Source organism: Paraburkholderia megapolitana, assembly GCF_007556815.1.
GTDB lineage: Bacteria > Pseudomonadota > Gammaproteobacteria > Burkholderiales > Burkholderiaceae > Paraburkholderia > Paraburkholderia megapolitana.
The window spans coordinates 1,418,310-1,442,086 of record NZ_CP041745.1 but is presented as its reverse complement, the minus strand read 5'-3'; the positions used below and the strand labels follow the sequence as shown (position 1 = coordinate 1,442,086).

The following is a 23,777-nucleotide window of genomic DNA, read 5'->3' as shown; positions in this document are numbered from 1 at the left end:
AGTTGACCGTGGACACATGGGAAATCAACTGGTCGCATGGGCGCGGTACGGTGCAGGCATTAGGCGGCATGCTGGGGCCCGTGCACTTTCGCTTACCGGACGATCGCTTTGTTCAGCCGTTCGCGCTATTTCCGTGGCGCCAGGAAATCCCGCCGCACGGCCACGCTCCGCTGGTTGGGTTGATGGCGCACGGTGGCGGTGAGTGGCCGTGCGTGCCCTTTGGCGAAGATCCCTGCTCCGTTAAACCGGCATGGCAACCTCCGCTTCATGGCGAAGCCGCGCATGGCGTATGGAAGAGAACCGACGATGGACGAGATCCAGCGTCGCTGACCTTGCAATATCGGTGCGGCCCCGCGGGCCCGATCGAGACGCTCTACCGACAGATCAAGGGGAACGCCGGCGAAGCCAGCATCGAATGCAGCCTGATCATCCGTGCGAGGCAAGCATGCCGTTTGCCGGTCGGATTGCATCCGACCTTGCGCGTGCCCGAGCGTCCCGGACAACTGGTGCTGCATCCTGGAGACTTCGATTTCGCCATGACCTATCCGCGCGAAGTGGAAACGGATGCAGATCTACTCGCTCCCGACAGGACATTCCTGGATCTGTCGCGCGCGCCCAGACGAAACGGACAAGCCATCGATTTGACACGCTATCCGCTCGCCGTTGCCACCGAATCGCTGGTGCAGATGTGCGGAATCGACGGACACGTATCGGTCGAGAACCTCGACGAACACTATCGCGTCGATCTTGATTGGGACGCAGCGCAATTGCCTTCATGCGTGCTCTGGATCAGCAATGGCGGTCGCGCCAGTTGGCCATGGAGCCGGCGTCATTTTGCGTTGGGAATCGAACCGGTTTGCTCGGCATTCGATCTCGGCCTGGCGGCAAGCACACGACCCAATGCGATATCGGGCCAGGGCATCGCTACCGCGATGAATCTGGACCCGAGTGTTCCAACCGTAATTCGCTACAAGATGAGCGTAGCCGCTTCCACGTGCTGACAATACCCTGCGCGCAGAAGACTAGAAATAATGCCGCGAGATGAATTCGGCCACGCACACCGGGCGCTCGCTGCCCTGCCGCTCGAGTGTCACGTTCCACACCACTTGCACGCCGTCGTCGTCGATATCGTTCACGCCCTGCACGGCAAAGCTCGCACGCACCAGCGATCCAACCGGCACCGGTGAAGTAAAGCGCACCTTGTTCAGACCGTAGTTGATGCCCATGCGCTGTTGCAGCGCGACTGTGCGCTCGAGTAGCCCCGGGATCAGCGACAACGTCATGAAGCCGTGCGCAACCGGACCACCAAACGGCGACTCGCGACGCGCGCGCTCGGGGTCGATGTGAATCCACTGCCGATCGCCGGTCGCTTCCGCAAAACGGTCGACGCTCGCCTGGTCGATTTCGATCCACTCGCTGACACGCGGCGCCGCGCCGACCAGCGCGTGCACCGCCGCTGCGTCGGCAAGCGGCGCTTCGGTCGTCATGCCGCCGCCTGCGGATGACGCAGCCCGAAGATCCCCTTCGAACGCACGACGACCACCTTCTCGCCGTCCTGGTTGAAGCCTTCCCACATCGTCGACACGATGCCGCGGTCCGGACGGCTTTCCGATACGCGCTTGTCGAGCACCGAATTCTTCAGCGTGATCGTGTCGCCGACGCGCACGGGTTTGATCCAGCGAATCTCGTCGATACCGGGCGAGCCCATCGACGTCGAGTCGGCCAGCAGGTTGCGCACCATCAGTCCCATCAGCACCGAGCACGTATGCCAGCCGCTTGCGACCAGCGTGCCGAACGGCGATGCTGCCGCGGCCGCGTCGTCGAGGTGAAACGGCTGCGGATCGAACTCGCTGGCAAAGCGCAGGATCTCGTCGCGTTCAAACGTATGGGAGCCGACCACGGTCGTCGTCCCTACTTCCATGTCTTCGTAACTGAGACGCCTGGTCACTGTCGTCATAGCATGTCCTTGAAGATTGCGTCGCCGGCGTCAGACCGTGGCGACGGCGAAATCGGGCAACGCGGCAAAGCGCGCAAGATGATGATCGACGTCGCCGAGTGTGGTTTCGATGATCGCGAGGCGTTTGAACAGATGCGCGGCGGCCACTTCGTTCGTCACACCCATGCCGCCATGCAACTGCACCGCCTGCTGACCGACGAAGCGCGCGGCCTGGCCGACCCGCACTTTCGCTGCGGACACTGCGCGTCGCCGTTCGTCGGCGTTCTGGCTCGCGTAGCGCACTGCCGCCAGATACGTGATCGAGCGCGCCTGCTCCGCGTGAATCAGCATCTCGACCATCCGGTGTTGCAGCGCCTGGAAACGCGCGATCGGCGTGCCGAACTGCTGGCGTGTCTTCGTGTAGTCGACGGTGGCGTGATTCAGCGCGTCGAGTGCGCCGACGGCTTCCGCGCACAACAGCACCGTGCCGTAATCGGCGATGTGTTCGAGTGCGGCCGCTCCCGCGTGCGCGCCGGTCAACGGACGCGCCGGTGTGTTCGAGAATGTGAGTGTCGCGGCACGCTGGCCGTCGATGGTGCGGTAATCGGCGATCTGCACACCTGTCGCGTCGCGTGCGACGACGAATAGCGCGATCTCGCCATCGAGGCGCGCCGGCACGATCCAGTAGTCGGCTTGGGCGCCGTGCTGCACGACGGACTTGGTGCCGCTCAGCAGCGTTCGGTCGCCTTCACGCGTTGCAACGGTGCCGACGGCAAACAGGTCATAGCGTGCGCGCGGCTCATGGAACGCAGTCGCGAGCTTGATCTCGCCCTGCGCGGCGCGTTCGAGCAGTGCAGCGTCTTCGCCTTGTGCGGTACCTGCCAGACGCAGCGCTTCGATGCCAACAGCCGTCGCCCAATAAGGCTCGATGACAAGCGCGCGGCCCAGTTCCTGCATCACGACCAGCATATCGATGGCACTGCCGTTGAAACCGCCCTGCGCCTCAGGCACCGGCAACGCGGTAATGCCCAGTTCGGCGAGCGCCTGCCATTGCGGAGCCGACACGCCCGCTTCCGAACGCACGATAGTCTGACGCGCTTCGAAGCCGTAACTCTTGTCCAGATAGCGGCGCAGTGCGTCGGCGAATTGCTGCTGTTCGTCGGTGAAAGTGAAGTTCATGCGCCGCTCCTCAGAGTCCCAGAATCATCTGCGCGATGATGTTCTTTTGAATTTCGTTCGAGCCGCCGTAGATCGACGTCTTGCGGAAATTAAAGTAGTACGCGGCCAGCGGTGCCGCGTCGTCGTCGCCGGCTGCGCTATGCGCGTGCTCGCCTTCGAGGAACGGCACATCGAATGGCGCGGCGAGCGGACCGACCGCTTCGACCATCAGCTCGGTCAGTGCCTGCTGAACCTCCGTTCCCTTGATCTTCAGCATCGATGCTTCGGGACCGGGCCCACGACCGCCCGTCTCGCTCGCGACGACGCGCTGCACCGTGACTTCGAGTGCCATCAGTTCGATTTCGAGGCTGGCGACTTTTGCGGCAAACACCGGATCGTGCAGCAGCGGTTTACCGTTCTTCTGCTGATCGAGCGCGACGCGCTTGAGGAACGCCAGCTCGCGTTTCGAACCGCCGACACGCGCGATACCGGTGCGCTCGTGACCGAGCAGATATTTCGCGTAGGTCCAGCCGCGATTTTCTTCGCCGACCAGATTTTCCAGCGGTACCTTCACGTCTTCGAAAAACACCTCGTTAACCTCATGCTCTTCGTCGAGCATGATGATCGGGCGCACGGTGATGCCGGGCGTCTTCATGTCGATCAGCAGGAACGAGATGCCCTCCTGCTTCTTGGCACCGCTGTCGGTGCGCACGAGACAGAACATCATGTCCGCGAATTGGCCAAGCGTGGTCCACGTCTTCTGGCCGTTCACGATGTAGTGATCGCCGGCCCGCTCTGCGCGCGTGCGCAGCGACGCCAGATCCGAGCCCGAGCCCGGCTCCGAATAACCCTGGCACCACCAGTCGGTCCCATCGAGAATGCGCGGCAGATAATGGCGTTGCTGCGCCTCGTTGCCGTACTTCATCAATACCGGCGCCACCATCGATACGCCGAACGGCAACACGGGCGGCGCACCGATCAGTGCGCATTCCTCGTCCCAGATATGGCGCTGGGTCGCGTTCCAGCCCGGCCCGCCGAATTCGACCGGCCATGCAGGCGCCGACCAGCCGCGCTGGCCGAGCACTCGATGCCAGTGCGCGAAGTCTTCGCGGGCGAGACGTTTGTGATTGAGTACCTTCTCGCGCACCTCGTGGGGGAGGTTGGCTTCGAGCCAGGTGCGGATGTCGGCGCGGAATGCGTCGTCGGCGGGGGAGTAATCCAGATCCATGCGCAGTGTCTCCTGAGCGCACCGGTCTCCGCCGCGAACGAACCGTGCGCTATTGCAGCGGTTCTTTCAATGCGGCCGGGATCGGCAGCGACATGATTTCGATGCCTTCTTCGACCAGGGCTTTCGCATCTTCGGGCGTGGTGACACCCCGAATACTGCGTGCGGGCGCTTCATCGTAATGAATGCGCCGCGCTTCCTCGGCGAAGCGATCGCCCACGTTCTCGGTTTTTTCCAGCACCTCGCGCAAGGCGCGCATGACGCGCGCCTGCTGTTCACCGGTGTCCGCCGCGACCTGCTGCGCGTCGCTCGCCCCCGACAGATTCAGCCGGGGCGCCGACGGCAAACGGCTTACCTCAGTTGCCCCACAGATCGGACATTCGACGAGCTTGCGGGACAACTGCGATTCGAAATCGTCGGTGGAAGCGAACCAGCCTTCGAACCGATGGCCGTGCGGGCACTGTAAATCGAGGACCTTCATGTGGAATCAGGGCTTGCGTGTGAGTTTAGCGCAAAATGGAATTTTGTGAACGACCGTTCGTAAATATTGGCGTGGTCCGGTGGTATCGATTCTGCGCACGATCGCCGGAACGGGTTGCCCGGACACGGTCACCCGGAACGGTTGCCGGATTCTAGCGCGTCAGAACAAAGCGTGCCGACGGGGGCTTGGCTGCATGTCGTGTCGTATAAGCTGTGGCGGCCCCGCAGAAGCAACAACGGCAGCCTGCATGGCTGCCGTCGTGGTTCGTTCATCGCCGTCGCTGCGCGAGCGCTCCGTCAGCCCTGCGCCGGCTCCGTCGCCGACCATGCGCCCGACAACACCTTCTCGAGCCAGAACGTCCCGATGATCGTCTTCACATCGGTGACCTTGCCGGTGCGAACCCACTCGGACATGTCCGCAGGCGTCGCCGTGAACAGTTCGAGAAACTCGCCTTCATCGAGCTTGCGCTCGCCCGCAGTCAACCCACGCGCGAGGTAGATGTCGATGAACTCGGTCGAGTACGAGATGATCGGATGGATGCGCGTGAGGAACAGATATTCGCGCGCGGTGTAGCCCGTTTCCTCGAGCAGCTCGCGCTTCGCACAGGCGAGCGACCCTTCGCTCGGATCGAGCTTGCCGGCCGGATATTCGACCATCACCTTGCCGATCGGATAGCGGAACTGGCTTTCGAGCAGCACATGACCGTCGTCGAGCAGCGGAATCACCATCACCGCTCCCGGATGCTTCACATACTCGCGCGTTGCGTGCTTGCCGTCCGGCAATTCGACGGTATCGCACTTGAGCGTCAGGAAGTGGCCCTGATGCAGCGTCTTGCTCTCGATGCACTTCTCGGTAAGCGCAGCGGTGTGATCGGGAACTTCAGCCATATGCGACCTCGGAACAGCGTGGTGCGCGACGGCGTGAGCCGTCAGCGGCGTTTGAGAAGATACTGGAAAGTGAAGCCGGGGAACGCGAACACGACGAACAGGCTGAACGTAATTGCATAGAACTGCCAGCCCTGCTCGAAACGATTACCGGCCCGCGCTTCGAGCATGAAGCCCAGTGCGCCGACCGCGAAATACAGCACGATCAGTTCGCCGATCCGGATCCACGCGCTCTTCTTCACGACCCCGAAGGGCACACAAGCGAAGATGCGCTGATTCAGGAACGGCAGGTTGGCGCCGACCAGCGCCAACAACACGATAAACCAGCCCGCCGCCGACATCGATTAGTGCGGCAGCGAGTGCGAGATGGCCTGCAGGCAGATCGCCATCAGCGGGCCCGGCACGATACCCAGCGCCAGAACCGCGAGGCCGTTCAGCGTCAGCAGTGCGCGCTTGCAGGTATCGGCCGAGATCGGCGCCGTGTCCTGCGGCTCGTCGAAATACATCACCTTCACGATGCGCAGGTAGTAGAACGCGCCGAACAGCGACGTGATCACCGCCAGCACCGCAAGCCACGTCAAGCCGGCGTTCATCGTCGCTTCGAGCACGGAGAGCTTGGCGTAGAAGCCGACGGTCGGCGGAATGCCCGCGAGCGAGAACATCAGCACCATCATCACGAACGCGAATACCGGGCTGCGCTGGTTGAGGCCCTTGAAGTCGTCGATGGTTTCCGCTTCGAAATCGCGGCGAGCCAGCAACATCACCACGCCGAACGAACCGAGCGTCGTCACCAGATAGACGATGCTGTAGAACATCGCCGAACCATACGCGCTCGCCGCACCGCCCGACTTGCCGTCGACCACGCCCGAGAGCAGGCCGAGCAGCACGAAGCCCATGTTCGAGATGGCCGAGTAAGCGAGCATCCGCTTGATGTTGCGCTGAACGATACCGGTGATATTACCGACGATCATCGACAGCGCCGCGAGGATGACGAGCATCTGCTGCCAGTCGACTGCGAGCGGCAGCAATCCCATGACGAGGAAGCGCAGGCCCCACGCGAACGCAGCCACCTTCGGGCCGCCGCCGGTGAGCAGCGTCATCGCAGTCGGTGCGCCCTGGTAGACGTCCGGCACCCACATGTGGAACGGCACCGCGCCCATCTTGAACGCAATCCCCGCGACGATGAAGATCACGCCGAACAGCATCACGCCCTTGTCGAACGATTGCGTGCTCAACACCTTCCACACTTCGCCGAGTTCGAGCGAGCCGGTCGCGCCGTACAGCATCGAGATGCCGTACAGCAGGAAACCCGATGCGAGCGCGCCCAGCACGTAGTACTTCATCGCCGCTTCGTTCGACTGCGGCGCATCGCGACGCAGTGCGATCACTGCGTACAGCGACAGCGACATCAGTTCGAGACCGAGGTACAGCGTCAGGAAGTTGTTGCCCGAGATCATCACGAGCTGCCCGAGCAGCGAGAACATGCCGAGCAGGAAGAAGTCGCCGCGGAACAGGTCGCGGTCCTCGAGATACTTGCGCGAGTACACGATCGACACTGCATAACCCAGCGACACCACCGCTTTCATCGCGCTGGCGAACGAATCGACCACCACCATGCGCGAGAAAAAGTAGTACTGGTTCGGATCGAGGGCGTTCACGGCGAACCACACGCCGGCAACCACCGAGCCGAGCAGCGCGATGAAGTACGTGGTGCGGCGGCCGGCCTGGCCGACGAAGGTGTCGTTGAGCCACGCGACGATGACGGCAAGCATCACCAGCGCGTCGGGCAACAGGGCACTCATAGGGGCGTTTTGCATGATCTTTAGATTCCTCCGCTCGGCATTACTGTGGCAACGGCAGCTTCGACTGCGCGACGTGGGAGAGGAGGTTTTCCACGGATACGTGCATCACATCGGTAAAGGGCTTCGGATACAGACCCATGAACAGCGTCAAGACAGCCAGTACGGCCAGCATGAAGAACTCGCGGCGGTTGATGTCGAGCAGGTTCTTCACGTGGTCGTTGGCGACCGCGCCGAAGTAGACGCGCTTGTACATCCACAGCGTGTAGGCCGCGCCGAGAATCAGCGTGAATGCCGCGCCGAAACCGATCCAGAAGTTGAACTGGACGGAGGCGAGAATCACCATGAATTCACCGACGAAACCCGAGGTACCCGGCAAGCCGCAGTTGGCCATTGCGAACAGCATCACGAACGCCGCGAACTTCGGCATCACGTTCACGACACCGCCGTAGTCGGCGATCTGGCGCGAGTGCATACGGTCGTACAGCACACCGATACACAGGAACATCGCGCCCGACACGAAACCGTGCGAAATCATCTGGATGATCGCGCCTTCCACACCGAGCTGATTGAAGATGAAGAAACCGAGCGTGACGAAGCCCATGTGCGCGATCGACGAATACGCGACCAGCTTCTTCATGTCGGCCTGCACCAGCGCGACGAGACCGATGTAGATCACCGCGATCAGCGACAGCGTGATGACGACCGGCGCGAGGTAGTGGCTTGCGTCCGGTGCGATCGGCAGCGAGAAGCGCAGGAAACCGTACGCACCGAGCTTCAGCATGATCGCGGCCAGCACGACCGAGCCGCCCGTCGGCGCTTCCACGTGGGCATCCGGCAACCACGTGTGGACCGGCCACATCGGCACCTTGACCGCGAACGCGAGGAAGAACGCTATGAACAGCAGGATCTGCGGCGTCATCGCAATCTTCGCGGCGTGCCACGTGGCGAGATCGAACGTGCCGGTCTGCGTGTACAGGTACAGCAGCGCGATCAGCATCAGCAGCGAGCCCATCAGCGTGTACAGGAAGAACTTGAACGCCGCGTACACGCGGTTCGGTCCGCCCCACACACCGATGATGATGTACATCGGAATCAGCGTTGCTTCGAAGAACACGTAGAACAGCAGGCCGTCAGCGGAGCTGAACACGCCGACCATGATCCCCGAGAGAATCAGGAACGCGGCCAGATACTGCGCGACGTTCTTCGTGATGACTTCCCACGCGGCGATCACGACGATCACCGTGATCAGCGCGGTCAACACGACGAACCACATCGAGATGCCGTCGACACCGAGGTGATACGTGATGTTGAAGCGCTCGATCCAGTTCGCCTGTTCGACGAACTGCAACGCTGCACTGCTGTCGTCGAACTGCGTGAACAGCGGAATCGTGACGAGCAGGCTGAGGATCGAGCCGATCAGCGCAAGCCAGCGCGCGGGCGCCGGGTTCTTGTCTGAGCCGATGGCGAGGACCAGGATACCGAAGACGATCGGCATCCAGATCGCAATACTGAGAATCGGATAAGTGTGCATTCGTGTCCCTCGCCTTATTTGCCGCCGAGCGTTACAAACAGGGTCAGGAGCCCCAGCATACCGATGATCATGGCAAACGCGTAGTGGTAGATGTAACCGGATTGGAGGAAGCGGATCACGCCGGCAAACCACCCGACGAAGCGCGCGCTTCCGTTGACGAGACCGTCGATGACCACGACGTCGCCCTCTTTCCAGAGGCCACGGCCGATTGCGACCGCGCCCTTGGCGAAGACGACTTCGTTGATCTTGTCCATGTAGTACTTGTTGTCGAGCAGCGTGTAGATCGGGCCGAACGCGCGCTTGACGACAGCCGGCAGATCGGGACGCTTCAGGTACAGGAACCACGCCACGACCACACCGGCAAGCGCCAGCCAGACCGGCAGCCCCTGCACCGAATGCACGCCCATCTCGGCCCAACCGTGGAATTCTTCGGCCATTTCGCGCAGCGCCGGGTGGTTCTCGCCGATGAAGATGACCTTATCGAACACAACGCCGTGCGAGAAGAAGTCGCCGTACAGCATCGGGCCAATGGCAAGCGCACCGATGATCACCGACGGAATGGCTAGCAGCACCAGCGGCAGCCATACCACCCACGGCGTTTCGTGCGGTTCGTGCGCGTGGCCGTGATCGTCGTGCCCATGGCCATGACCGTGATTGTCATGCCCGTGGTCGTGCGCGGCAGCAGCCGCTGCGATGCCCATCGGCGACTCAGGATGCTTCGGCTTGCGGAAACGCTCTTCGCCGTGGAACACGAGGAAGTACATACGGAAAGAGTACAGCGCCGTGACGAACACGCTCGCCACCACCGCGAAGTACGCGAAGCCCGAACCCGGCAGATGCGAGAGTTTCACCGCATCGATGATCGAATCTTTCGAGTAGAAGCCCGAGAAGAACGGCGTACCGATCAGCGCAAGCGAACCGATCAGCGACGTGATCCACGTGATCGGCATGTACTTGCGCAGGCCGCCCATGTTGCGCATGTCCTGGTCGTGGTGCATGCCGATGATCACCGAGCCTGCGCCAAGGAACAGCAACGCCTTGAAGAACGCGTGCGTCGTCAGGTGGAACACAGCGACCGGGTACGCGGACACACCGAGTGCGACCGTCATGTAACCGAGCTGCGACAGCGTCGAATACGCGACGACACGCTTGATGTCGTTCTGCACGATGCCGAGAAAGCCCATGAAGAGCGCGGTAATCGCGCCGATGACCGTGATGAACGACAGTGCGCTATCCGACAGCTCGAACAGCGGCGACATACGCGTCACCATGAAGATACCGGCCGTCACCATGGTCGCCGCGTGAATCAGCGCGGAGATCGGCGTCGGACCTTCCATCGAATCGGGCAGCCACACGTGCAGCGGAAACTGCGCCGACTTACCCATCGCGCCAATGAAGAGGCAAATACAGGCAACCGTCAGCAGGCCCCAGCTCGTGCCCGGGAAATTCAGCGCCGCGAGTTCGTGGCTCTTCGCGAACACGTCGCCGTAGTTCATCGAACCGGCAAACGCGAGCAGCAAGCCGATTCCGAGCAGAAAACCGAAGTCGCCGACGCGGTTCACGACGAACGCCTTCATGTTCGCGTAGATCGCGCTTTCACGCGTGTAGTAGAAGCCGATCAGCAGGTACGACACGAGGCCCACCGCTTCCCAGCCGAAGAACAGCTGCAGGAAGTTGTTGCTCATCACGAGCATCAGCATCGAGAACGTGAACAGCGAGATGTACGAGAAGAAGCGCTGGTAGCCGATCGGTTCGTCGGCCATGTAGCCGATCGTGTAGATGTGCACCATCAGCGACACGAAGGTCACCACGCACATCATCATCGCGGTCAGCGAGTCGACGAGGAAGCCGACTTCGAACTTCAGCTTGCCGACCGACATCCATTCGTAGACGGTCGCGTTGAAGCTCGCGCCGTTCATGACGTCGAGCAGCACCATCGCTGACAGGATGAAGGAGATCGCGACGCCGAGTATGGTGACCGAGTGAGCGCCCTTGCGCCCCACTGCGTTCCCGAACAGCCCCGCAATCAGCGAGCCGGCCAGCGGTGCCAGCGGTATCGCGAGCAGCAGGTTTTCGTTGAGTGTCGTTGACATAACAGCTTTGCCTGAATTTAACCTTTGAGCTGATCGAGATCCTCGACGTTGATCGTGTCGAGGCTGCGGAACAGGGTCACCAGAATGGCGAGGCCAATCGCCGCTTCAGCGGCGGCGACGGTCAGCACGAAGAACACGAAGATCTGGCCGTGCAGGTCGCCGAGGTAATGCGAGAACGCGACGAAATTGGTGTTCACCGCCAGCAGCATCAGTTCGATCGCCATCAGGATGATGATCACGTTGCGGCGGTTCAGAAAGATGCCGACGATGCTGATCGCAAACAGGATCGCGCCGAGGACGAGGTAATGGGCAAGGGTCAACATGTTTTTCTCCTGTGCGCTCAGGCTTTGCTGGCCGGAGCCGCGCCGGGGGCCGCATCCGCAGCCGGGGCTGGTGCAGCTTCCGGCTCGCTCTTTTCGGATGCCATCTTCACGATCCGCACGCGGTCCTGGCTGCGTACCTTGACCTGGTCGGAAATCTTCTGGCGCTTGCTGTCTTTCGCGTGGCGCGTGGTCAGTGCAATGGCCGCGATGATCGCGACAAGCAGCACGAGACCGGCAATTTCGAACGCGAAGATGTAGTCGGTGTAGATCAGCTTGCCGATCAGGCGCGTGTTCGACCAGTCGGCCGTCGCACCGGCAACACCCGCCGATACGTCGCGCACCGGCGTCAGCGTGTTGCCGTAGCCGTGCAGCAGGATCAGCGCGGTTTCGACCACGATGATCGCGCCGACCACCGTCGCCGTCGGCACGAAGCGTTTGAAGTCGCGTCGCAGCACGTCGAGGTTGATGTCCAGCATCATCACGACGAACAGGAACAGCACCATCACCGCGCCGACGTAGACGAGCACCAGCAGGATGGCGAGGAATTCCGCCTCCAGCAGCATCCAGATCGCGGCCGCGTTGAAAAACGCGAGCACGAGGAACAGTGCGGCAGCCACCGGGTTGCGCGAAGTGATCACCTTCAGCCCTGACACAGTCAGTAGCAGCGCGAAGATGTAGAACAGTACGGTCGTGAATTCCATGATTACCGGTTCATCGTTAGGCCATCGTCAGGCGTTGTTCGTGGGCGTTGCGCCCTGCAGCGCGCGCCTTCCTGGGCACAAGCGTTGGGCACAAGCGCGCCGTGCCGCGGCGGCAAGCCGCGGCACCGACCCAGCTGCGGGCCGGTATAGCGTGCATCAGCGGTACTTTGCGTCGGCTTCCTTGTTCGCCGCGATTTCCGCTTCGTAGCGGTCGCCGACGGCCAGCAGCATGTCCTTCGTGAAATACAGATCGCCGCGCTTTTCGCCGTGATATTCGAGAATGTGCGTCTCGACGATCGAATCGACGGGGCAGCTTTCTTCGCAGAAACCACAGAAAATGCATTTGGTCAGATCGATGTCGTAGCGCGTCGTGCGGCGCGTGTTGTCCGCGCGCGTTTCCGATTCGATCGTGATGGCGAGTGCCGGGCACACCGCTTCGCACAGCTTGCAGGCGATGCAGCGCTCTTCGCCGTTCTCATAGCGGCGCAGCGCGTGCAGCCCGCGAAAGCGCGGCGAAATCGGCGTTTTCTCTTCCGGGAACTGCACGGTCACCTTGCGCTTGAACGTGTAACGTCCGGTCAGCGCGAGACCCTGCAACAGCTCGGTCAGGAAGAATGTCTTGAAGAAGTTCTGGATTGGGTTACTCATTGCGGGATCCGTCCATTATTTCCAGATGTTCCACGGCGACATGATCCAGAAGCCGACCACCACCAGCCACACCACGCACACCGGAATGAAAATCTTCCAGCCGAGACGCATGATCTGGTCATAGCGATAGCGCGGGAACGTTGCACGCACCCAGATGAACACCGACAGCAGGAAGAAAATCTTCGCGACGAGCCAGACGATGCCCGGAACGAAGGACAGGAACCCGAACGGCGCGCTCCAGCCACCGAGGAACAGCGTCGCAGCGAGCGCCGAGATCACGATCATGTTGATGTACTCGGCGAGGAAGAACAGCGCGAACGCCATCCCCGAGTAATCGATCATGTGACCGGCGACGATTTCCGACTCCCCTTCCACCACGTCGAACGGGTGGCGGTTCGTTTCGGCAATGCCTGAGACGAAATAGACGACGAACATCGGCAGCAGCGGCAGCCAGTTCCACGACAGGAAGTTCACGCCGTGCGCCGCGAAGAAGCCGCGCTCCTGCGAACCGACGATATCCGACAGGTTCAGCGTACCGGCGGTCATCAGCACGACGACGAGCGCGAAGCCCATCGAGATTTCGTACGACACCATCTGGGCCGCCGCGCGCATCGCGCCGAGGAACGCGTACTTCGAGTTCGACGCCCAGCCGGCGAGAATCACGCCGTACACGCCAACCGACGAAATCGCCATCGCGTACAGCAGACCGGCGTTAATGTTGCCGAGTACCGCGCCCGCCTGGAACGGAATCACCGCCCACACCGCGAACGCCGGCACCACCACCATGATCGGCGCGATCAGGTAGATCCAGCGGCTTGCCTGGGTCGGCTGAATGACTTCTTTCAGCAGCAGCTTCAGCACGTCGGCGATAGGTTGCAGCAAGCCGGCGGGGCCTACGCGATTCGGGCCGAGCCGCACGTGCATCCAGCCGATCAGCTTGCGCTCCCAGAGAATCAGGTACGCCACGCACAGCAGGATCACGACGGACACCACGAGGATGCGGATCAGTGCCCACACCGTGGGCCATGCCACGCCGAGAAGCTGGGTGCCGCCCGAGTTGATCGTATCGAACAAGCTCATTTACGCCTTCTCCACCACCAGTTCACCGAACAGGCTGCCCAGCGCTGCACCGGCAGGCGTAGCCGCCGATACGCGGACGACCGTCTCCGCAAGATTCGCATCGCGCACGGCCGGCAACTGCACCGAGCGCTCACCCTGACGAACGCGCACTGCGTCGCCATCCTTCAAACCCAGCTTGTCGAACAGCGCCGCCGGCAGGCCGACCGTGTTCGCGGCGCGTGCCGCGGCGGTCAGATGCAGCGACTCGGCGCGACGCACGAGTGCATCCGCGTGGTAGATCGGCACATCGGCGATGCGCTCGAACGCGCCGTTTGTCGTTGATGCCGCCGCTGCCGCGCCACGTGCGAGCGCGGTGTCCGTACGGTTCGACAGACGCGCCGTGAAGTCGCCGTCGAGTGCCGCTGCACGTACTTCTTCCGCGGTATCGAAGTCGAAGCCCGACGCACCGAGCAGATTGCCCAGCACGCGCAGCACCTTCCACGCCGGACGCGTTTCGCCGAGCGGGCGCACGACGCCGTTGAAAGTCTGTACCGAGCCTTCCGCGTTGACGAAAGTACCGGAGGTTTCCGTGAACGGTGCAACCGGCAGCAGTACGTCGGCATAGTCGGCGCCGGTCTGGAACGGCGACATCACGACAACCATCTCTGCCTGGTTCAACGCTGCGAGCGCTTGAGCCGGGTTCGCCGTATCGAATTCAGGTTCGAGGTTCAGCAGCAGATAGCCCTTGCGCGGCTGCTCAAACGCTTCGCGTGCGTTCAGGCCGCCTGCGCCCGGCAATGCGTTGACCAGATGCGCACCGACCGTGTTCGCGGCTTCCGGCAGGAAGCCGAGCGTCGCGCCGGTCTGCTCTGCAATCCACTGCGCAGCGGCGTGGATACGGGCGAATTCCGGATGCTGGACTGCGCTGTTACCGAGCAGCACGAAGCGATGCTCATCGCTAGCGCTAGCCAGCGACGCAGCGACCTGCTTCGCGGCGGCGCTCGCCTGCACGCCGGCAAACGCTTCGGGCAACGCGACGCTACGCGCTTCCGACACGGCGGCAGCGATGCCCGCGAGTTCGTTGAGCCATGCCGACGGCGCTGCAGCGATACGCTGCGCTTGCGGAATCAGTGCGTCGTCTTTCGTGGCCTGCAGCAACGTCAGCTTCGCGCCCGACTTCGCCGCCTGGCGCAGACGCGCGGCCAGCAGCGGATGATCGCGGCGCAGGAACGAGCCGATCACGAGTACCGCATCGACGTTCGACAGTTCGGCGATCTTCGTGCCGAGCCACGGCGTGCCGGTAGCGGCTGCCGAGAAGTCCGACTGACGCAGACGGAAATCGATGTTCGGGGTACCGACTGCCTGCGCGAGTTGCTTCAGCAGGAACAGTTCTTCGACGGTGCTGTGCGGGCTGGCGAGCGCGGCCAATGCATTTGCACCGTGGTCGCCCTTGATGCCGTTCAATCCCTTCGCGACGTATTCAAGCGCGGTTTGCCAGTCGGTTTCGACCCACTTGCCGCCCTGCTTCAACATCGGTTGCGTCAGGCGCTCGGGGCTGTTCAACCCTTCGTACGAGAAGCGGTCCTTGTCCGAGATCCAGCATTCGTTGATCGCTTCGTTCTCAAACGGCAGCACGCGCATCACGCGGTTGTTCTTGACCTGGACGACGAGGTTCGCGCCGACGGAATCATGCGGGCTCACCGACTTGCGACGCGACAGTTCCCACGTACGGGCGCTGTAGCGGAACGGCTTGCTCGTGAGCGCACCGACCGGGCACAGGTCGATCATGTTGCCCGACAGTTCGGAGTCGACCGTCTTGCCGACGAACGACGTGATTTCCGAATGCTCGCCGCGACCCAGCATACCGAGTTCCATCACACCGGCCACTTCCTGGCCGAAGCGCACGCAGCGCGTGCAGTGGATGCAGCGCGTCATCTCTTCCATCGAGATCAGCGGGCCGACGTTCTTGTGGAACACGACGCGCTTCTCTTCGCTGTAGCGCGACGACGACTTGCCGTAACCGACCGCCAGATCCTGCAACTGGCATTCGCCGCCCTGATCGCAGATCGGGCAGTCGAGCGGGTGGTTGATCAGCAGGAATTCCATCACGGACTGCTGGGCCTTCACCGCCTTGTCGGACTTCGTGCGCACGATCATGCCCGCCGACACCGGCGTGGCACACGCGGGCACCGCCTTCGGCATCTTCTCGACTTCGACGAGGCACATACGGCAGTTGGCCGCAATCGACAGCTTCTTGTGATAGCAGAAGTGAGGAATGTAGGTGTCGACCTTATGCGCAGCCTGGATCACCATGCTGCCTTCGGCCACCTCGACCTTCTTGCCGTCTATTTCAAGTTCAACCATGATGGTCAATCTTCCTTAACCTGATACCGCTCAATCGTTCGCTCGCTGATCAGCGTGATGCCGACCTGCGCGCGGTTGCCGTGATGCCGCTCAAGCAGCGACCGTTTCCGGTGCCGCTGCTGCCCCGGCGTGACCGCCGACGAGGCAACGCTTGTTGGCAACGTGATATTCGAATTCGTCCCAGTAGTGCTTCAGCATGCCGCGCACCGGCATCGCCGCCGCATCGCCGAGCGCACAGATGGTGCGGCCCATGATGTTTTCAGCCACCGAGTTCAGCAGGTCGAGATCTTCCTTGCGACCCAAGCCGTGTTCGATGCGATGCACGACGCGATACAGCCAGCCCGTGCCTTCGCGGCACGGCGTGCACTGACCGCACGATTCTTCGTAGTAGAAGTACGACAGACGCAGCAGCGAGCGCACCATGCAGCGCGTCTCGTCCATCACGATCACCGCGCCGGAGCCGAGCATCGAGCCGGCCTTCGCGATGGCGTCGTAGTCGAGGTCGGTCTGCATCATCAGGTCGCCCGGAATGACCGGTGCCGACGAACCGCCAGGAATCACTGCCTTGATCTTGCGGCCGCCGCGCATGCCGCCGGCCAGTTCCATCAGCGTGGCGAACGGCGTGCCGAGCGGCACTTCGTAATTGCCCGGGCGCTCGATGTCGCCAGAGATCGAGAAGATCTTCGTGCCACCGTTATTCGGCTTGCCGAGTTCGAGATACGCTTGCGGACCGATCTCGAGCAGGAACGGCACAGCGGCGAAAGTCTCGGTGTTATTGATAGTGGTCGGCTTGCCGTACACGCCGAAGCTCGCCGGGAACGGCGGCTTGAAGCGCGGCTGGCCCTTCTTGCCTTCGAGCGATTCGAGCAGCGCGGTTTCTTCGCCGCAAATATAGGCGCCGTAACCGTGGTGCGCATGCAGTTCGAACTTGAAACCCGAACCCATGATGTTGTCGCCGAGGAAACCCGCGCGGCGCGCTTCGTCGAGCGCTTCTTCAAAGCGCTTGTAGGTTTCCCAGATTTCGCCGTGGATATAGTTGTAGCCGACCGTGATACCCATCGCGTACGCACCGATCGCCATGCCTTCGATCAGCGAATGCGGATTCCAGCGCAGGATGTCGCGGTCCTTGAACGTGCCCGGTTCGCCTTCGTCCGAATTGCAGACGAGGTACTTCTGCCCCGGAAACTGGCGCGGCATGAAGCTCCACTTCAGGCCGGTCGGGAAGCCCGCACCGCCACGGCCACGCAGACCCGATGCCTTGACGTCGGCGATCACCTGCTCGGGCGGAATTTTTTCTTCGAGGATACGGCGCAGCTGCTTGTAGCCACCGCGCGCGACGTAGTCTTCGAGATGCCAGTTGTCGCCGGTTAGATTGGCGAGAATCAGCGGTTTGATGTGACGATCGTGTAAAGACGTCATTTCGAAAGTTCCTCGAGCAACTGGTCGATCTTCGCGCGGCTCATGAAGCTGCACATGCGGTGGTTGTTCACCAGCATCACCGGCGCGTCGCCGCACGACCCCATGCACTCGCCTTCTTTCAGCGTGAACTTGCCGTCGGCGGTGGTTTCGCCGAAGTCGATGCCGAGCTTCTGTTTCAGATAGCTGGCGGCGTTCTCGGAGCCGCCGTCCGGGCCGAGCTGGCACGGCAGGTTGGTGCAGAGCGTGATCTTGTAGCGACCGACCGGCGAGGTCTCGTACATCGTGTAGAAGGTCGCGACCTCCTGCACGGCGACCGCCGGCATGCCGAGATAGTCCGCGACGAACTGCATCAGTTCGGGCGACAGCCAGCCGTGCTCTTCCTGAGCGACGGCAAGCGCCGACATCACGGCGGACTGTTTCTGATCGGCGGGATACTTCGTCAGCGCACGATCGATTTCTTTCAGGCCTTCAGCTGAGATCATTTTCAGACACGACTCTTTCAATTCCTACCGAACGAAAACCTGCCGCGCACCACGTGTTGCGACAGACCCGGCGTTCCTTTGCTGAACGCGCGCCTTGAAGCTACGGCGGCACGCGCCTTGATGATGATCGCCTAACGATCCAACCTAGCGATCTACTTCGCCAAACACGATGTCCTGCGTACCGATGATCGTCACGGCGTCGGCGATCATGTGGCCGCGCGCCATTTCGTCGAGTGCCGACAAATGTGCGTAGCCCGGTGCGCGGATTTTCAGACGATACGGCTTGTTCGCGCCATCCGAAATCAGGTAGATGCCAAACTCGCCCTTCGGGTGTTCAACCGCCGCGTACGCTTCGCCTTCCGGTACGTGAAAACCTTCGGTGAACAGCTTGAAGTGGTGAATCAGATCTTCCATGTTCGACTTCATGCCCACTCGCGACGGCGGCGCAACCTTGTGATTGTCGATCATCACAGGGCCGGGATTCTTCCGCAGCCACTCAATACACTGTTTCACGATCCGCGTGGACTGGCGCATTTCTTCGACGCGCACCAGATAGCGGTCGTAGCAGTCACCGTTCACGCCAACCGGGATGTCGAAGTCGAGCTTGTCGTAAACCTCGTACGGCTGCTTCTTGCGCAAATCCCACTCGATACCCGAGCCGCGGAGCATCGCACCGGTCATGCCGAGTTGCAGCGCACGTTCCGGGCTCACCACACCGATACCGACCAGCCGCTGCTTCCAGATCCGGTTGTCGGTGAGGAGCGTTTCGTATTCGTCGACGCAGGTCGGGAAACGGTTGAAGAAGTCTTCGATGAAATCGAGCAACGAACCCTGGCGCGTTTCGTTCATCCGCGCCAGCGCCTTCGCATTGCGAATCTTCGACGCCTTGTATTGCGGCATTGCGTCAGGCAGATCGCGATAGACACCGCCCGGACGATAGTAGGCCGCGTGCATCCGGGCACCGGACACCGCCTCGTACACGTCCATCAGGTCTTCGCGTTCGCGGAATGCGTAGAGGAACACCGCCATTGCGCCGACGTCGAGCGCGTGGGCGCCGATCCACATCAGGTGGTTCAGCACGCGCGTCACTTCGTCGAACATCACGCGGATGTACTGGGCGCGGATCGGCACGTCGATGCCGAGCAGCTTTTCGATCGCCATCACGTAGCCGTGTTCGTTGACCATCATCGACACGTAGTCGAGACGGTCCATGTACGGCACGGACTGGATGAAGGTTTTGCTTTCCGCGAGCTTTTCGGTCGCGCGGTGCAACAGGCCGATGTGCGGATCGGCGCGCTGGATCACTTCGCCGTCGAGTTCGAGCACGAGGCGCAGCACACCGTGCGCTGCCGGGTGCTGAGGGCCGAAGTTGAGCGTGTAGTTCTTGATCTCTGCCATGGCGTTCTCTTAGTGTTTCAGACCGCCATAGTGATCCTCACGGATCACGCGCGGCGTGATTTCCCGCGGCTCGATCGTCACCGGCTGATAGACGACGCGCTTCTCTTCCGGGTCGTAACGCATTTCGACGTAGCCGGAAACAGGGAAATCCTTGCGGAACGGGTGACCGATGAAACCGTAGTCGGTCAGGATGCGGCGCAGGTCAGGATGGCCTTCGAAGACGATGCCGAAGAGGTCGAACGCTTCGCGCTCGTACCAGTTGGCTGAACTCCAGATGTCGACCACCGAAGCGAGGATGGGTACTTCGTCGTCCGGTGCGAACGCGCGCACGCGCAGACGCCAGTTGTTCGCCACCGACAGCAGATGCAGCACGGCCGCGAAACGCGGGCCTTCGTAGGCACCGTCGCCGTACGTCTGATAATCGACGCCACACAGGTCCATCAACTGCTCGAAGCGCAGCGTGGGATCGTCGCGCAGACGCTTCACCACATCAAGGTATTCGCTTGCCTTGACGACGATCGTCAGCTCGCCGATCGCTTCGGTGACGCTCACCAGACGGCCGCCGAACGCCGCCTCGAGGTTCGCTTTCAGGGTCTCGAGTTTGCTTGCCATATTGTGGGGGGGCTCTGGCCTTATTGTCGGGCGATGGTGTTGGTGCGGCGGATCTTCGCCTGCAGCTGGATCACACCGTAGACCAGCGCCTCCGCCGTGGGCGGACAGCCCGGCACGTAGACGTCGACCGGTACGATACGGTCGCAGCCGCGCACCACCGAGTACGAGTAATGGTAGTAGCCGCCGCCATTCGCGCACGACCCCATCGAGATGACCCAGCGCGGCTCGGCCATCTGGTCGTAGACCTTGCGCAGAGCCGGCGCCATCTTGTTGCACAGCGTGCCCGCGACGATCATCACGTCCGACTGCCGCGGACTTGGACGAAACACGACGCCGAAACGGTCGAGGTCGTAGCGAGCAGCGCCCGCATGCATCATCTCGACCGCGCAACACGCGAGACCGAACGTCATCGGCCACAACGAGCCGGTGCGCGTCCAGTTGATCAGTTTGTCAGCCGTGGTGGTGACAAACCCTTCCTTCAAGACCCCTTCGATACTCATTTGCTTTCCACTCCAGACGGGCGGCTAGCCATGGCCGCCCATGCAAACCGGCATTTAACCCGTCATTCCCAATCGAGACCGCCCTTCTTCCAGATATAGGCGAAGCCCAGCAGGAATTCGAGCAGGAAAATCATCATAGCCATGAAGCCCGGCCAGCCGATGTCGCGCAGGGCCACGCCCCACGGGAACAGGAATGCCGTTTCCAGATCGAAAATGATGAAGAGAATGGCCACGAGGTAGTAGCGCACGTCGAACTTCATGCGTGCGTCCTCGAATGCCTCGAAGCCGCACTCGTACGGTGCGTTCTTCGCGGTGTCGGGCCTGTTGGGACCAAGGATCTTGCCAATGCCGACCAGTGCTACGCCTAAACCGGTACCCACGAGGAGGAACAACAAAACGGGGAAATAGGCTGCGAGGTTCAAGACTATCCTCAATCGGTTGGTTCTGTGTGTCGCCAGGAGCCGAGCAACCCGACGCGAAATTACTTCGGCCTGCTTGACGCTGTTAGCTCATGGTAAACAGCGAAGCGGAAGTAAAAATGCCAGCCGTAGCGAAGCAAGCGGCTGGCATTAAGAATAACATTGGTGCCGACGGCGAGACTCGAACTCGCACAGCTTTCGCCACTACCCCCTCAAGATAGCGTGTCTACCAATTTCACCACGTCGGCACTGTCTGCAATCCGGGAAAACTGCGTATAAAACCCGCGAATCGCTGCAAGACTTGAATTGTAACTGGTTTAAACAGTTTGTTCAACGCACAAAAGCGCGTCGTTCGAAAATTTTATTTCGGTACGTCCTGGCCCGGCTTCGATGCAGCAGCAGGTGCGGCAGGCGTCGAAACACCAGCCGGCACCGACGCTGCGGAAGCGGCCACCGGAGCGGTAACGGCTTCGCCGAGCACGCCTGCGGAAGGCCTCGATTTGTAGGCGCCAAGGTACGTGAGCGCCAGTGTCGTCACGAAGAAGACAGCGGCCAGCACCGCCGTTGTGCGCGACAGAAAGTTGGCCGAACCGGTCGCACCGAACAGGCTGCCTGAGGCACCGCTACCGAATGCCGCACCCATGTCGGCACCCTTGCCGTGCTGCAGCAAAACGAGGCCGATGACCCCCAGCGCCGACAGCAACTGAACCACGATAATCAACGTTTTCAAATACAGCATCACACCCACCTGAGTCTTTATTTAATCGGGCGACGCACTGTGCGCGCGCCGTCATGAGTCACCTCGCCCTGCCCGTCGCCCGCTCAAAGCGCCGCGGCCGCCGCACTGCAGATTGCGAGGAAATCCTGTGCCTTCAACGATGCGCCGCCAATCAGGCCGCCATCGATATCCTGCTGACCAAACAATTCTTGCGCATTCTCCGGCTTCACGCTGCCGCCATACAGCAGCGTCACGGCGCCGACCGCCGCGCCCTTCTGTGCGAGACGCGCACGCAGGAACGCGTGAACGTCCTGTGCCTGCGCCGCCGTCGCACTTTTGCCCGTGCCGATCGCCCAGACCGGCTCGTAAGCGACTACGATCCGCGCCGCGTCTGCCGGCGACAGTTTTGCGAGCACTGCATCGAGCTGCCCGCCGACTACCTGTTGCGCCAAACCGGCTTCGTGCTGCTCGAGCGTTTCGCCGACGCAGACGATCGGCGTGAGGCCTGCCGCCAGCGCCCGCTCCGCCTTGATCCCGACGACATCCGCGCTTTCGTGATGATAGCCACGCCGTTCCGAATGCCCGACGATGGCCAGCGTCGCAGCGAACTCCGCGACCATGTCCGCGGCGACTTCGCCGGTATAGGCGCCTTGCTCGTGCGCCGATACGTCCTGCGAACCCCACTGCACCGGACTGCCCGCGAGCAGCGCCTGCGTCTGCGCGAGATACGGATGCGGCACGCACACACCGACCTTCACCGCGCCCTGCAGACCGCGAACACCTTGCGCGACCGCTTCGAGCAGCACCGCGTTGTCGGCCAGCCGGCCATGCATCTTCCAGTTACCGACTACCAGTTTGGTTCGTTGTTTCGACATCGTCTCGTTCGGTCGGTGACAGCGGGCGCGCAAAACGCGCAATTTTACTGTGCGCGGCGGGATCGGGTCAAACCGCGTGCATCATGTATGTGCACCTTATTACGCGGCACGCCAGTCCAGCACGATCTTGCCCACGTGCGTGCTGCTTTCCATCAGCGTGTGGGCGTCCGCTGCCTGTGCCGCCGGAAACACCTGATACACGATCGGCTTGATGCGACCGCTCTCCAGATGCGGCCATACATGCTCTTTCAAACGCGCTGCAATCTTCGCCTTGAACTCGACCGGCCGCGGGCGCAGCGTCGAGCCCGTAATGGTGAGGCGCCGGCGCAGCACGTCGTTCAGATTGATCTCCGCCTTCGCACCGCCGAGCAGCGCAATCACCACCAGCCGGCCGCCGTCCGCAAGCGCCGTCAGTTCGCGCGGTACGTAGCTGCCGGCCACCATATCGAGAATGACGTCGACACCGCGGTCGTTGGTCAGCGACTTCACGACCTCGACGAAGTCTTCGGTCTTGTAGTTGATCGCACGTTCGGCACCGAGCGCTTCGCATGCACGGCATTTGTCGTCCGAACCCGCTGTGGCGAGTACGCGAAATCCAAGTGCGTGCGCGATCTGGATTGCCGTCACGCCGATGCCGCTCGAACCGCCCTGCACCAGGAACGTCTCGTTCGCACCACCCTCGCCGTTGCCCAGTTGCGCACGGTCGAACACATTGCTCCACACCGTGAAGAACGTCTCCGGCAACGACGCCGCTTCGACATCCGACAGTCCCTGCGGCACCGGCAGACACTGCGCAAGCGGCGCCACCGCATATTCCGCGTAGCCCCCGCCCGCAAGCAGTGCACACACGCGATCGCCGAGCTTCAGGCCAAACGGGTTGTGCTTCGCGTCGAACGTCCCACCGACGATCTCGCCCGCCACCTCGAGCCCCGGCAGATCGGACGCACCCGGCGGCGGCGCATAGGCGCCCTTGCGTTGAAACACGTCGGGCCGGTTGATGCCCGACGCCGCTACCTTGATCAGCACTTCGCCCGCCTTCGGCTCCGGCATCGGCCGCTCGGCGAGCTTCAAGACTTCCGGCGCACCGAATTCGGTGATCTCGATCGCTTTCATCTGTCGCTACTCCCAAGGTCTGGATTGCGCTGCTAA

The 23,777-nt window shown here is 61.9% G+C and carries 25 protein-coding genes and 1 tRNA gene; 1 reads left to right on the top strand and 25 read right to left on the bottom strand.

Annotated elements, in window-relative coordinates; genetic code table 11:
* Positions 1-8: 8 nt before the first annotated feature.
* Entirely contained in the window at positions 9-1,001 is a 993-nt protein-coding gene (locus FNZ07_RS19885) for a hypothetical protein (protein WP_143098155.1), read from the top strand.
* Positions 1,002-1,022: 21 nt separating this feature from the next.
* Here the strand turns inward: FNZ07_RS19885 and FNZ07_RS19880 are convergent, their stop codons facing one another.
* The 25 genes from FNZ07_RS19880 to FNZ07_RS19760 form a co-directional block, all read right to left on the bottom strand.
* Positions 1,023-1,487, bottom strand: coding sequence for a MaoC family dehydratase (locus tag FNZ07_RS19880; RefSeq protein WP_091018267.1), 465 nt, complete (start codon positions 1,485-1,487; stop codon positions 1,023-1,025).
* Complete coding sequence (locus tag FNZ07_RS19875) at positions 1,484-1,957, bottom strand: MaoC family dehydratase (protein ID WP_091018270.1); 474 nt, start codon at positions 1,955-1,957, stop codon at positions 1,484-1,486. Before FNZ07_RS19875 ends, FNZ07_RS19880 begins: the two co-directional genes overlap by 4 nt.
* 30 nt (positions 1,958-1,987) lie before the next feature.
* Positions 1,988-3,115 carry an acyl-CoA dehydrogenase family protein gene (locus FNZ07_RS19870; RefSeq protein WP_091018272.1) on the bottom strand — a complete coding sequence of 376 codons (1,128 nt, stop codon included), beginning with the start codon at positions 3,113-3,115 and terminating at the stop codon, positions 1,988-1,990.
* 10 nt (positions 3,116-3,125) lie between these two features.
* Complete coding sequence (locus FNZ07_RS19865; protein ID WP_091018275.1) at positions 3,126-4,322, bottom strand: acyl-CoA dehydrogenase family protein; 1,197 nt, start codon at positions 4,320-4,322, stop codon at positions 3,126-3,128.
* A gap of 49 nt (positions 4,323-4,371) precedes the next feature.
* Entirely contained in the window at positions 4,372-4,800 is a 429-nt protein-coding gene (locus tag FNZ07_RS19860) for a DUF1178 family protein (RefSeq protein ID WP_091018279.1), read from the bottom strand.
* 296 nt (positions 4,801-5,096) lie between these two features.
* Positions 5,097-5,687: an NUDIX domain-containing protein gene (locus FNZ07_RS19855; RefSeq protein ID WP_091018282.1), complete on the bottom strand. Its 591-nt coding sequence runs from the start codon at positions 5,685-5,687 to the stop codon at positions 5,097-5,099.
* Between the two features lie 41 nt (positions 5,688-5,728).
* Entirely contained in the window at positions 5,729-6,025 is a 297-nt protein-coding gene (locus tag FNZ07_RS19850; RefSeq protein WP_091018284.1) for a DUF2818 family protein, read from the bottom strand.
* Between the two features lie 3 nt (positions 6,026-6,028).
* Positions 6,029-7,501, bottom strand: a complete 1,473-nt coding sequence (nuoN, locus tag FNZ07_RS19845; protein WP_091018287.1) for an NADH-quinone oxidoreductase subunit NuoN — start codon at positions 7,499-7,501, stop codon at positions 6,029-6,031.
* A gap of 25 nt (positions 7,502-7,526) precedes the next feature.
* Positions 7,527-9,017 (bottom strand): NADH-quinone oxidoreductase subunit M, encoded by a 1,491-nt coding sequence (locus tag FNZ07_RS19840; protein ID WP_091018289.1) that lies wholly within the window; start codon positions 9,015-9,017, stop codon positions 7,527-7,529.
* A gap of 14 nt (positions 9,018-9,031) precedes the next feature.
* Positions 9,032-11,110 (bottom strand): NADH-quinone oxidoreductase subunit L, encoded by a 2,079-nt coding sequence (gene nuoL / locus FNZ07_RS19835; RefSeq protein WP_091018291.1) that lies wholly within the window; start codon positions 11,108-11,110, stop codon positions 9,032-9,034.
* A 17-nt stretch (positions 11,111-11,127) separates the two neighbouring features.
* Entirely contained in the window at positions 11,128-11,433 is a 306-nt protein-coding gene (nuoK, locus tag FNZ07_RS19830) for an NADH-quinone oxidoreductase subunit NuoK (RefSeq protein ID WP_091018293.1), read from the bottom strand.
* 17 nt (positions 11,434-11,450) lie between these two features.
* Positions 11,451-12,134: an NADH-quinone oxidoreductase subunit J gene (locus FNZ07_RS19825; RefSeq protein ID WP_091018295.1), complete on the bottom strand. Its 684-nt coding sequence runs from the start codon at positions 12,132-12,134 to the stop codon at positions 11,451-11,453.
* Between the two features lie 156 nt (positions 12,135-12,290).
* Positions 12,291-12,782 (bottom strand): NADH-quinone oxidoreductase subunit NuoI, encoded by a 492-nt coding sequence (gene nuoI, locus FNZ07_RS19820; RefSeq protein WP_091018297.1) that lies wholly within the window; start codon positions 12,780-12,782, stop codon positions 12,291-12,293.
* 15 nt (positions 12,783-12,797) lie between these two features.
* Positions 12,798-13,862 carry an NADH-quinone oxidoreductase subunit NuoH gene (nuoH, locus tag FNZ07_RS19815; protein ID WP_091018298.1) on the bottom strand — a complete coding sequence of 355 codons (1,065 nt, stop codon included), beginning with the start codon at positions 13,860-13,862 and terminating at the stop codon, positions 12,798-12,800.
* Positions 13,863-16,205, bottom strand: a complete 2,343-nt coding sequence (gene nuoG / locus FNZ07_RS19810) for an NADH-quinone oxidoreductase subunit NuoG (RefSeq protein ID WP_091018300.1) — start codon at positions 16,203-16,205, stop codon at positions 13,863-13,865. It lies immediately after the preceding gene.
* A gap of 90 nt (positions 16,206-16,295) precedes the next feature.
* The gene (gene nuoF / locus FNZ07_RS19805; protein WP_091018302.1) at positions 16,296-17,624 is read right to left on the bottom strand and encodes an NADH-quinone oxidoreductase subunit NuoF; all 1,329 of its coding nucleotides are present in this window, start codon (positions 17,622-17,624) and stop codon (positions 16,296-16,298) included.
* Positions 17,621-18,106 carry an NADH-quinone oxidoreductase subunit NuoE gene (gene nuoE / locus FNZ07_RS19800; RefSeq protein ID WP_091018304.1) on the bottom strand — a complete coding sequence of 162 codons (486 nt, stop codon included), beginning with the start codon at positions 18,104-18,106 and terminating at the stop codon, positions 17,621-17,623. Before nuoE ends, nuoF begins: the two co-directional genes overlap by 4 nt.
* 144 nt (positions 18,107-18,250) lie before the next feature.
* Positions 18,251-19,504: an NADH-quinone oxidoreductase subunit D gene (locus FNZ07_RS19795; RefSeq protein ID WP_091018306.1), complete on the bottom strand. Its 1,254-nt coding sequence runs from the start codon at positions 19,502-19,504 to the stop codon at positions 18,251-18,253.
* A gap of 9 nt (positions 19,505-19,513) precedes the next feature.
* Complete coding sequence (locus tag FNZ07_RS19790; RefSeq protein WP_091018308.1) at positions 19,514-20,116, bottom strand: NADH-quinone oxidoreductase subunit C; 603 nt, start codon at positions 20,114-20,116, stop codon at positions 19,514-19,516.
* 20 nt (positions 20,117-20,136) lie between these two features.
* The gene (locus tag FNZ07_RS19785) at positions 20,137-20,616 is read right to left on the bottom strand and encodes a NuoB/complex I 20 kDa subunit family protein (RefSeq protein WP_006052903.1); all 480 of its coding nucleotides are present in this window, start codon (positions 20,614-20,616) and stop codon (positions 20,137-20,139) included.
* A 62-nt stretch (positions 20,617-20,678) separates the two neighbouring features.
* On the bottom strand, positions 20,679-21,038 hold the full coding sequence (locus FNZ07_RS19780) for an NADH-quinone oxidoreductase subunit A (RefSeq protein ID WP_091018311.1): 360 nt from the start codon (positions 21,036-21,038) through the stop codon (positions 20,679-20,681).
* Between the two features lie 160 nt (positions 21,039-21,198).
* Positions 21,199-21,283 (bottom strand) — tRNA-Leu (locus tag FNZ07_RS19775).
* Positions 21,284-21,396: 113 nt separating this feature from the next.
* Complete coding sequence (secG, locus tag FNZ07_RS19770; RefSeq protein ID WP_091018313.1) at positions 21,397-21,774, bottom strand: preprotein translocase subunit SecG; 378 nt, start codon at positions 21,772-21,774, stop codon at positions 21,397-21,399.
* Positions 21,775-21,857: 83 nt separating this feature from the next.
* Complete coding sequence (gene tpiA, locus FNZ07_RS19765; protein ID WP_091018316.1) at positions 21,858-22,628, bottom strand: triose-phosphate isomerase; 771 nt, start codon at positions 22,626-22,628, stop codon at positions 21,858-21,860.
* Between the two features lie 99 nt (positions 22,629-22,727).
* Positions 22,728-23,741, bottom strand: a complete 1,014-nt coding sequence (locus FNZ07_RS19760; protein ID WP_091018318.1) for an NAD(P)H-quinone oxidoreductase — start codon at positions 23,739-23,741, stop codon at positions 22,728-22,730.
* Positions 23,742-23,777 lie beyond the last annotated feature (36 nt).